Here is a 9400-nt window from a genome sequence, read left to right on the forward strand (position 1 = left end):
CCCGACCCGCCATTCGCGATACCGAACACCAAGCCCAAGGCGGATCCAGGTCCGCCCTACGCAGGAAGAGAAGATGGCCGGCGGCAGAGAAATCAAAACCAAGATCAAGAGCGTGCAGAACACCCGCAAGGTGACGCGCGCGCTCGAAATGGTCTCGGCCTCCAAGATCCGCAAGGCGCAGGACCGGATGAAGTCCTCGCGCCCGTACGCGCGGGCGATGCGGCAGGTGATCGGACACCTCGCGCAGGCGAACTCCGAGTACCAGCACCCCTACCTGGTCGAGCGCGCGGAGACCAAGCGCGTCGGCTACATCATCGTGTCCTCGGACCGCGGCCTGGCCGGCGGCCTGAACAACAACCTGTTCCGCAAGCTGCTCGGCGAAATCCGCCAGTGGACGGCGCAGGGCGTGGAAGTCGACGTCGTCACCATCGGCCAGAAGGCGTCGGTGTTCTTCCGTCGCATCAAGGTCAATATGCTGGCCTCGGTCACCCACTTAGGCGATGCGCCGAAGTTGGAGCAATTGATTGGTGTGATCAAAGTCATGCTGGATGCCTACGACAGCGGAAGCGTCGATAAGGTGTTCCTGTCGTACAACGACTTTGTCAACACCATGACGCAGAAGGCTACCTTCGACCAACTGCTGCCGCTGCCGCCGTCGGAAACGCAGATGGCCAAGCACGAGTGGGATTACATCTACGAACCGAATGCGGAAGAAGTGCTTGATCACGTTCTGAACCGCTATATCGAGTCGCTGGTGTATCAGGCCGTGATGGAAAACGTGGCTTCTGAACATGCCGCGCGCATGGTGGCGATGAAGGCCGCGTCTGACAACGCCAATAAGCTGATCGACACCTTGAACCTTGTCTATAACAAGGCGCGTCAGGCAGCGATCACCCAAGAAATTTCGGAAATCGTCGGCGGCGCCGCGGCGGTTTGATTCAACGAAGCATTATTTAAGAGTTCCCGAGGAAACAACCATGAGCAATCAGGGCAAAGTCGTACAGATCATCGGCGCCGTTGTGGACGTCGAATTCCCGCGCGAGAGCGTGCCGAAGGTGTACGACGCGCTGAAGGTGCAGAACACCGCCATCACGCTGGAAGTGCAGCAGCAGCTGGGCGACGGCGTGGTGCGCTGCATCGCGCTCGGCTCCACCGACGGCCTGAAGCGTGGCCTGCTGGCCGACAACACCGGCCGCGCGATCTCGGTGCCGGTGGGTATTGGCACCTTGGGCCGCATCATGGACGTGCTGGGCAACCCAATCGACGAGGCTGGCCCGGTGGCCGCCGACACCACTTGGGAAATCCATCGCGCTGCGCCGTCGTATGAAGACCAAGCGTCCACCACCGAGCTGCTGGAAACCGGCATCAAGGTGATCGACCTGATGTGCCCGTTCGCTAAGGGCGGCAAGGTTGGCCTGTTCGGCGGCGCCGGCGTGGGCAAGACCGTCAACATGATGGAACTGATCAACAACATCGCGACCGAGCACAGCGGTCTGTCGGTGTTCGCCGGTGTGGGTGAGCGTACCCGCGAAGGCAACGACTTCTACCACGAAATGCAGGAGTCGGGCGTGGTGAACGTGCAAGAGCACGCCAAGTCCAAGGTGGCGATGGTGTACGGCCAGATGAATGAGCCGCCGGGCAACCGCCTGCGCGTCGCCCTGACCGGCCTGACCATGGCTGAGTACTTCCGCGACGAAGGCCGCGACGTGCTGCTATTCGTCGATAACATCTACCGCTACACCTTGGCCGGTACCGAAGTGTCGGCGCTGCTGGGCCGCATGCCTTCCGCCGTGGGCTACCAGCCTACGCTGGCTGAGGAAATGGGCGTGCTGCAAGAGCGCATTACCTCCACCAAGACCGGTTCGATCACCTCGATTCAGGCCGTGTACGTGCCTGCCGACGACTTGACCGACCCGTCGCCCGCCACCACCTTCGCGCACTTGGACGCCACCGTGGTGCTCTCGCGTAACATCGCTTCGCTGGGTATCTACCCGGCGGTGGATCCGCTGGACTCCACCAGCCGCCAGCTCGACCCGAACGTGATCGGCACCGAGCACTACGAGACCGCCCGCCGCGTGCAGTCCACCTTGCAGAAGTACAAGGAGCTGAAAGACATCATCGCCATCCTCGGTATGGACGAGCTGTCGGAAGAAGACAAGCAGGCCGTGGCCCGCGCACGTAAGATCGAGCGCTTCTTCAGCCAGCCGTTCCACGTGGCGGAAGTGTTCACCGGCTCGCCGGGTAAGTACGTGTCGCTGAAGGACACCATCCGCGGCTTCAAGGGCATCTGTGACGGCGACTACGATCACCTGCCGGAACAGGCGTTCTACATGGTCGGCTCGATCGACGAAGCGGTCGAAAAAGCCAAGAAGATCGCGGCCTAAGGAGTCATCATGGCATCCACCATCCGTTGCGACATCGTCAGTGCCGAAGCCGAGATCTTTCACGGCGAGGCCGAGCTGGTCGTGGCCACCGGTGAGCTGGGCGAGCTGGGTATTGCACCCAAGCACGCCCCGCTGATCACCCGTTTGAAGCCGGGTAAAGTGGTCGTCACCAAGCCGGGTGGCGAGAAGCTCGACTTCGCTATCTCTGGCGGTATTTTGGAAGTGCAGCCCACCGTGGTTACGGTCTTGGCCGATACGGCGGTGCGTGCCGAAGACATCGACGAAGCAGCAGTGCGCGCCGCTAAGGAAGAAGCCGAGCGCATCTTGGCGCGGCGCGGCGAGGCAATGGAAATTGCCGAAGCCCAGCAACGCTTGGCCGAGGTCACGGCGCAGCTGCAGGCGCTGGAGCGCTTGCGTAAAAACCTCAAGCATTAAGTTCTTCCAAAAAACCCCGCCCACGCGGGGTTTTTTGTGACATATAAAAATCGTTCATGCGTGGTATCAGCAGGGATGCGATGATGGGGCAGATGCCTCCTGAGGAGACCACCATGAATCGAATGATGAAATCACTTGCGTCTGCACTGCTTGTTGCGGCGACACTGGGCCTCACTGCCTGCGCCACTGGCCCAGCCGTGCGCGTGGATCATGACCCTACGGCGAGCTTTATGCAGTACCGGACATGGAGCTTCTACAAGCCCATTGCGATGGAACAGTCGGGCTATTCCAGCTGGATTTCCGAGCGTGTGCGCGCCGATGTGCAAAAAGAAATGGAATCACGCGGCTACCGCTATCAGGCCGAAGGCGCCGATTTATTGGTGAATTTTCAGGGTGTGGTGGAAGATCGTAACGCCGTCTGGAGTATGCCGCGCTCAAGCGTAGAGATGTTCTACAGCTACCGTCACCGTGGCTATGTGGCCATTCCCGTGTGGTACAACGAAACACAGGTGAGCACCTATCGCGAAGGCACGCTCACGGTGGACCTTGTCGATGGCAAGCAGAACCGCATGGTGTGGACGGGTTCGGCCAGTAGCCCGGTGGGTTCTTCGAAGAAGACACCAGAGAAACGGATGGCGGAAATCGATTTGGCCATCAGTAGTATCTTTACGAAATACCCGCATCGCGCCGGGCAGTAACTGCCAGTTGCGCTATGCAAAACGGGCTTCCATTAGGAAGCCCGTTTGCGTTTGTTGCGCGGAAAAAAATTAGAACTTCGGCTTTTCTTCAGCAGCGTGGTAGCGCTCCATGGCTTCCACAATAATCTTCTTAGCTTCGGCGGCATTGCCCCAGCCATCGAGCTTCACCCACTTGCCGTCTTCAAGATCTTTATAGTGCTCGAAGAAGTGACCGATGCGCTGCAGCCAGTGCTGGTTGACCTTTTCAATGTCATCCACATGGGCGTAGCCCTTGAACACCTTGCTGTTCGGCACCACCAGCAGCTTCTCATCGCTACCGGCTTCATCGCTCATACGCAGCACGCCCACTGGGCGGCAGCGGATCACTGAGCCTGGCACCAGCGGCAGCGGCAGAATAACCAGTGCGTCGGCCGGGTCACCGTCGCCGCAGATGGTGTATGGCACGTAGCCGTAGTTGCAGGGGTAGCGCATCGGCGTGGAGAGAATGCGATCCACGAAAATCGCGCCCGAGGCTTTATCGACTTCATATTTAACCGGATCGGCATCTTTCTGGATTTCGATGACGACATTGATTTCGTCCGGCGGATTGGTGCCGGTAGGAACGAGGTCCAAGCCCATGGGGTAGTGCTCCAACGTGGAGGCCGCGGCAAAAAAGCGCGGCGGTGAATGAGGGGAGGTGTGGCTATTTTACCGAACTACCGGGAGTTGCGCAGGAAAATGAATGGGGATGCTGTGTAACGCATGTTGACACGCAGAATATCGATGCGCACAATTAATGCGCATAAATAAAGAGGTGTCTATTATGCGCATCCGAGATGAATACGCCGGCTATGGCAAGCGTGCCACCAATGTCAGCATCAATCAGGGCTTGCTGGAAGACGCCAAAGCACTTGAAATCAACCTGTCGGCCACGCTAGAACGTGCGCTGGATGCCGAGGTGCGCGCGCGCAAGCGCGAGAAGTGGTTGGAAGAAAACCGCGAGGCGATTGCGGCCTACAATGCGCGGATTGAGCGCGACGGGATGTTGAGTGACCATGTGCGCGCCTTCAAGGCGGGCAATGCCGCATGAGCCAATTCGCCGTGTATGCCAATGCAGACGCAGCATCGAAACGGTGGATTCCTTATCTGCTGGACGTGCAAAGCGACTTGATCGAAACCGCAGGTTCGCGCGTGGTCGTGCCATTGATTGCCAATGATCGCGCTGGCGGCGCGATTGGACACCTGATGCCGTGCTTTCTGGTTGGGGATAAGCGGGTGGTCATGGATACGGCTCAGATCATGGGGGTTCCTGTGCGTATGCTGGGCAAGCAAATTGCCGATCTGTCGCAGGAGCGGTATGCCATCCTTGCTGCCATTGACATGCTAATTTCCGGGATTTGACCTATGACAGGTACACTGCGCATCGCAATGGCGCAATTTGATTTCCCGGTTGGCGACGTGGCCGGTAACGCCGCACGCATCGCCGAGATGATCGCGTTCGCACGCGATGAGTACAGCGCCGACATCGTGCTGTTCCCGGAGCTGGCGCTGTCCGGGTACCCGCCGGAAGATTTGCTGTACCGGCCTGCGTTCCTGCGCGCCTGCGAGGCGGCCATGCTGGAGGTGGCGAAGGCCGCCACCGGCGTTGTTGCTGTGGTGGGCTGGCCGCAGCCGGTTGGCAGCGTGGTGTATAACGCCGCCAGCGTGCTGTGCGATGGCCGTATTGAGCAAACCTACCGCAAGCGCGAATTGCCGAACTATGCGGTGTTCGACGAACGCCGTTATTTCGACGTTGACCCTAACGCTGAAGACTGCGTGTTTGAAGTGAAAGGCGTGCCGGTGGGGCTGCTGGTTTGCGAAGACCTTTGGTTTGTCGAACCCATCGCGTCCACGGTGAAGGCTGGTGCGCAGCTGGTGCTGGTGCCCAATGCCTCGCCCTATGCGCACGATAAACATGCCGAGCGCGATGCGCTGCTGGTGCAGCGGGCGAAAGACACGCAGGTGGGCATCGCTTATCTCAATACGGTAGGCGGGCAGGATGGGCTGGTGTTTGACGGGGCGTCCATCGTGGCCGATGGCGATGGCGTGGTGCACCCGGCGGCGGTAGCGTTTGAAGAACAGTGGCTTGTGGTGGAGTACGATGCACAAACGCGGCGCTTTGCGTCGCTGCAGTGGACAGTGGACGGCGACGAGAGCCGCGACGCGCTGGCGTGGCGCGCGGTTGTGCGCGGTACGCGCGATTATTGCCAAAAAAATGGTTTCAACAAGGCGTGGGTGGGGCTGTCTGGTGGAATCGACTCGGCGCTGGTGCTGGCTATTGCGGGCGATGCGCTGGGCCCTGAAAACGTGACGGCAGTGCGGATGCCGTCGCGCTATACCGCAGGGCTTTCCAATGATTTGGCGCAGGAACAGTGCGATGCGATGGGGGTGAAGCTGCTTTCGCTTCCTATCGAAAAACCCTTCCAAGCCTATTTAGACATGCTGTCTGAAACGTTTGCAGGAACGCCTGTCGATCTCACCGAAGAAAACCTGCAGTCACGCACGCGCGGTGCGCTGATGATGGCGCTTACCAATAAGTTTGGCGGCATGCTGCTGACCACCGGCAATAAGAGTGAATATGCGGTGGGTTACGCCACCATCTATGGCGATATGTGCGGCGGTTACGCGCCGATCAAAGACCTGTATAAAACCGACGTGTTCCAGCTTGCGCGTTGGCGCAATACCGTAGGGGATCGCATTATTCCGCAGGCCGTGATCGACCGGCCGCCGTCGGCGGAACTGCGCGAAAATCAACTCGATCAAGACTCACTGCCGCCGTATGACGTACTCGACGCGATCTTGCTGCGCCATATCGATCAAGAGCAGTCGCGTGCCGAAATCATTGCGGCGGGCTTTGCCGAGGCAACGGTCGATCGCGTGCTGCGATTGGTCAAAATCAGCGAATGGAAGCGCCACCAAGCCGCACCGGGGCCGAAGGTGAGCCATCGCGCCTTCGGGCGTGAGCGACGTTATCCAATCTCTAGTGGGTGGCGGGAGGCATAAAGCAAAAGACCGACGGCTAGCGTCGGTCTTTTCAATGGTGCGTGGATTAGCGGGCGTCGCCAGTAAATGGGTTGAGCTTGCTGATAAAGCCGCGTTTTTTCGGCCACTTGCCTTTTAGCCAAGGGTGTTGCGGGTCGTTTTGCTCCAGCACGCGCTTGGCGTCATTGGCCAGCGTGGTGTTACCGAGGCGAGTATAAGACTCGGCCAGCAGCGCCACGGCATCGTTCTGGTATTCACTTTGCGGATAGGTTTCCAGCAGGTAGGTGGCGCGGTCGGCCGCCGATACCCAGGCGCTGCGGTGCAGATAGTACAGGGCGGTGTTCAGTTCGAAACGCGCAAATTCATTGCGTAGATACACCATGCGCTGGCGCGCATCAGCGGCGTAGCGGCTGTTGGGGTAGCGGGTGGTGACGATGGTGAAATCGTTATAGGCCTGCAGCGGTGCGTCGAGGTCGCGGGTGCTGGTGTCGAGATTAAACGCACGCGCCAAGAACACCGTATTGCGCGCCATATTGGACAGGCCGCGCAGGTAGTACATATAGGAAATGTTCTTGTGGGTAGGGTAGGTGCGGATAAAACGGTCGATACTGGCCACCGCGTCTTCGTGCTTACCCGACTTGTACTGCGCGTAGGCCTGTTCCATCAGTGCTTGTTCGGTGTACGGGCCGTACGGATATTGCGCAATCAAGCGCCCGAAGACTTCGCTGGCGCCCGACCAGCTTCCGCGTTCCATATAGTTGTGTGCGCGGTCATACAGCTCACTGACCGGCAGGCCTTCATTCTTGTCTTTGTTTTTGAACTTGTTTTTGATGCTGGCACAACCACTTACGGTGACGGCCAAGATCAGGACAAACAAGAAGCGCAGCAGAGCGGAACGTGAAGTCATGGGCATGAAAGCGGGCGCAAAGGGCATGAAGGCTGGATAATAGCAGCCTGTGATCCGATTCAGACCGAAATACCGTGAATGGCGGTGATGGAATTGCTATGTCGAAGACCAATTGTTTAACCGCCCAAGTCCCCGAGAGCGCTGTAGGACGCCGTTTAGATGCGGTTTTGGCCGATCTTTTCCCCGAATATTCGCGCTCGCGGCTGTCGGCTTGGATCAAATCGGGCGATGTGCTGGTGGACGGCGCGGCCGCGCGGCCGCGCGATGCCGTGCGCGGGGGGGAGGCCGTTACATTGAATGTCGTGGAAGAGGTGCAAACCCACGCGGTGGCCGAGGATATTCCACTGGACGTGCTGTATGAAGACGAGCACGTGTTTGTGATCAATAAACCGGCTGGGCTGGTGGTGCATCCGGGCGCAGGTAACCCAGCAGGGACGATGGTGAATGCATTGCTGCACCGCGACCCCGCGCTGGATAAGCTGCCGCGCGCGGGCATCGTGCACCGACTGGATAAAGACACCAGCGGGGTCATGGTGGTGGCGCGCACGCTTGTGGCGCAGACCGCACTGGTGGCGCAGCTTTCCGCACGTGATGTGCACCGTCAATATCTTGCGGTGGTGATGGGGGCTTTGGTGTCCGGCGGAACGGCCAATGCCGCGATCGAGCGCCATCCGCGCGACCGCCTGCGCATGGCGGTGCGCGAAGACGGTAAAGATGCCGTGACCCATTACCGTCTGCGTGAACGCTTCCGTTGCCATACCGCACTGGAATGCCGGCTAGAAACTGGGCGCACCCACCAAATTCGCGTGCATATGGCGCATTTGAAGCACGCTATCGTGGGTGATGCGCTGTACGGCGGTGCGCTACGCCTGCCTAAGGGGGCATCGGAAGAACTCATCGCGACGCTACGCGGGTTTAAGCGGCAAGCACTGCACGCCGAGGTGTTGGAGTTTAAGCACCCCGTGACGGGCGAGCCGGTACGCTGCGAAGCGCCGCTGCCGGAGGATATGCAGCAGCTGCTGCGCGTATTGCGTGAAGATGCGGCCGCGCATGCCGAAGCCGAGCGCGCGCGGCGATGAGCGCCTTCCTGCACGCGAACTGGCCCACGCCGCCGGGCGTGCAGGCGCTCACCACGCAGCGCTATGGGCTGGGTGTTTCCAAGCCGCCGTTTGATACCTTCAATATGGGGGCGCGCTGTGGGGATGCACTCTCTGCTGTCAGCGAAAACCGCTGGCAGCTAGAAACCACGCTGGCCTTGCCTTCGCCGCCGCGTTGGCTGCGGCAAGTGCACGGCACGGCGGTAGCCGTTGAGCCGGGGTTTGATGAACCCGAAGCCGATGCCGCTGTCACCACCACGCCGGGTGCGGTACTGGCCATTCTCACCGCCGATTGTCTGCCGGTGGTGCTGGCGGCGCGTGCTGGTGGCGAGGTAGCTGCCGCGCATGCGGGCTGGCGCGGGCTGTGTGCGGGTGTGCTGGAAGCGACGGTAGCGGCCATGCGCACGCCCGCAGCGCAGCTCATTGCGTGGTTGGGCCCGGCGGCTGGCCCATTGGCCTACGAAGTAGGGGCGGACGTGTTTGAAGCGTTCACCGCACGTGACGGGCGCGCGCATCTGGCATTTCTACCTACGCGCCCAGGCTACTGGAACGTCGATCTGTATATGCTCGCGCGGCAACGGCTACTGGATGCGGGTGTGCGTGATGTGTTCGGCGGTGAGCACTGTACGATTTCAGCACCGCAGCAGTTTTTCTCGCATCGCCGCGATGGACAAAGCGGGCGCATTGCCACCTTGGCGTGGGTGGCATAGCAAGCAAACGCTAGGCGATCTCTTCCGGCAAGCTAAGGCGCTGCCATGTTCTGCAGCCCTGTGCTGCACCTAGGCCGATTTGCCCTGAGCCATTGCTGCCTGTGGCATAAAGTGCGCCATCGGCATCCAGCGCAAAGCTGTGGTAGCCACCGCAGGCCACTGTGACCAT

Annotated in this window: 11 protein-coding genes; 9 read left to right on the forward strand and 2 right to left on the reverse strand. The window is 60.0% G+C overall.

The genetic code is table 11. From position 1 onward, the window contains the following. Positions 1-73: 73 nt before the first annotated feature. The 4 genes from atpG (at position 74) to KUL77_RS08020 (ending at position 3517) form a co-directional block, all read left to right on the forward strand. Positions 74-937 carry a F0F1 ATP synthase subunit gamma gene (gene atpG / locus KUL77_RS08005; protein ID WP_297145506.1) on the forward strand — a complete coding sequence of 288 codons (864 nt, stop codon included), beginning with the start codon at positions 74-76 and terminating at the stop codon, positions 935-937. 40 nt (positions 938-977) lie between these two features. After that, the gene (gene atpD / locus KUL77_RS08010; protein ID WP_297145509.1) at positions 978-2384 is read left to right on the forward strand and encodes a F0F1 ATP synthase subunit beta; all 1407 of its coding nucleotides are present in this window, start codon (positions 978-980) and stop codon (positions 2382-2384) included. Between the two features lie 9 nt (positions 2385-2393). Then, positions 2394-2819, forward strand: a complete 426-nt coding sequence (locus KUL77_RS08015) for a F0F1 ATP synthase subunit epsilon (RefSeq protein WP_297145482.1) — start codon at positions 2394-2396, stop codon at positions 2817-2819. Positions 2820-2932: 113 nt separating this feature from the next. Then, entirely contained in the window at positions 2933-3517 is a 585-nt protein-coding gene (locus KUL77_RS08020; protein ID WP_297145485.1) for a DUF4136 domain-containing protein, read from the forward strand. A gap of 69 nt (positions 3518-3586) precedes the next feature. Here the strand turns inward: KUL77_RS08020 and ppa are convergent, their stop codons facing one another. Then, a complete protein-coding gene (gene ppa, locus KUL77_RS08025; RefSeq protein WP_297145487.1) occupies positions 3587-4135 on the reverse strand; it encodes an inorganic diphosphatase in 549 nt (182 codons plus the stop codon). 184 nt (positions 4136-4319) lie between these two features. Here ppa and KUL77_RS08030 point away from each other — a divergent pair, with 184 nt between their 5' ends. From KUL77_RS08030 to KUL77_RS08040, 3 genes are read left to right on the forward strand one after another with little or no spacing between them, the layout of a single operon-like run. After that, positions 4320-4586, forward strand: a complete 267-nt coding sequence (locus KUL77_RS08030; protein ID WP_297145490.1) for a type II toxin-antitoxin system CcdA family antitoxin — start codon at positions 4320-4322, stop codon at positions 4584-4586. Further along, positions 4583-4897, forward strand: a complete 315-nt coding sequence (locus KUL77_RS08035; protein WP_297145493.1) for a CcdB family protein — start codon at positions 4583-4585, stop codon at positions 4895-4897. Before KUL77_RS08030 ends, KUL77_RS08035 begins: the two co-directional genes overlap by 4 nt. Positions 4898-4900: 3 nt before the next feature. After that, a complete protein-coding gene (locus KUL77_RS08040; RefSeq protein ID WP_297145495.1) occupies positions 4901-6538 on the forward strand; it encodes an NAD+ synthase in 1638 nt (545 codons plus the stop codon). Positions 6539-6584: 46 nt separating this feature from the next. On the opposite strand, the gene KUL77_RS08045 is transcribed toward KUL77_RS08040, so the two are convergent. Then, complete coding sequence (locus KUL77_RS08045) at positions 6585-7430, reverse strand: outer membrane protein assembly factor BamD (RefSeq protein WP_297145497.1); 846 nt, start codon at positions 7428-7430, stop codon at positions 6585-6587. Positions 7431-7522: 92 nt separating this feature from the next. Between KUL77_RS08045 and rluD the strand changes: the two genes are divergently transcribed. Both rluD and pgeF read left to right on the forward strand, forming a co-directional pair. After that, positions 7523-8503, forward strand: a complete 981-nt coding sequence (gene rluD, locus KUL77_RS08050) for a 23S rRNA pseudouridine(1911/1915/1917) synthase RluD (protein WP_297145500.1) — start codon at positions 7523-7525, stop codon at positions 8501-8503. Continuing rightward, positions 8500-9231, forward strand: coding sequence for a peptidoglycan editing factor PgeF (gene pgeF, locus KUL77_RS08055; RefSeq protein WP_297145503.1), 732 nt, complete (start codon positions 8500-8502; stop codon positions 9229-9231). The genes rluD and pgeF overlap by 4 nt, the downstream gene beginning before the upstream one ends. The last annotated feature ends 169 nt before the right edge of the window (positions 9232-9400 follow it).

Origin of the sequence: Thermomonas sp., from assembly GCF_019104945.1 — a bacterium.
Taxonomy (GTDB): Bacteria; Pseudomonadota; Gammaproteobacteria; order Xanthomonadales; family Xanthomonadaceae; genus Thermomonas.

Excerpts from the sequence above, each read along its gene's own strand:
- atpG (WP_297145506.1), top strand. The coding sequence starts at position 74 with ATGGCCGGCGGCAGAGAAATCAAAACCAAGATCAAGAGCGTGCAGAAC.
- atpD (WP_297145509.1), top strand. The coding sequence starts at position 978 with ATGAGCAATCAGGGCAAAGTCGTACAGATCATCGGCGCCGTTGTGGAC.
- KUL77_RS08015 (WP_297145482.1), top strand. The coding sequence starts at position 2,394 with ATGGCATCCACCATCCGTTGCGACATCGTCAGTGCCGAAGCCGAGATC.
- KUL77_RS08020 (WP_297145485.1), top strand. The coding sequence starts at position 2,933 with ATGAATCGAATGATGAAATCACTTGCGTCTGCACTGCTTGTTGCGGCG.
- ppa (WP_297145487.1), bottom strand. The coding sequence starts at position 4,135 with ATGGGCTTGGACCTCGTTCCTACCGGCACCAATCCGCCGGACGAAATC.
- KUL77_RS08030 (WP_297145490.1), top strand. The coding sequence starts at position 4,320 with ATGCGCATCCGAGATGAATACGCCGGCTATGGCAAGCGTGCCACCAAT.
- KUL77_RS08035 (WP_297145493.1), top strand. The coding sequence starts at position 4,583 with ATGAGCCAATTCGCCGTGTATGCCAATGCAGACGCAGCATCGAAACGG.
- KUL77_RS08040 (WP_297145495.1), top strand. The coding sequence starts at position 4,901 with ATGACAGGTACACTGCGCATCGCAATGGCGCAATTTGATTTCCCGGTT.
- KUL77_RS08045 (WP_297145497.1), bottom strand. The coding sequence starts at position 7,430 with ATGCCCATGACTTCACGTTCCGCTCTGCTGCGCTTCTTGTTTGTCCTG.
- rluD (WP_297145500.1), top strand. The coding sequence starts at position 7,523 with ATGTCGAAGACCAATTGTTTAACCGCCCAAGTCCCCGAGAGCGCTGTA.
- pgeF (WP_297145503.1), top strand. The coding sequence starts at position 8,500 with ATGAGCGCCTTCCTGCACGCGAACTGGCCCACGCCGCCGGGCGTGCAG.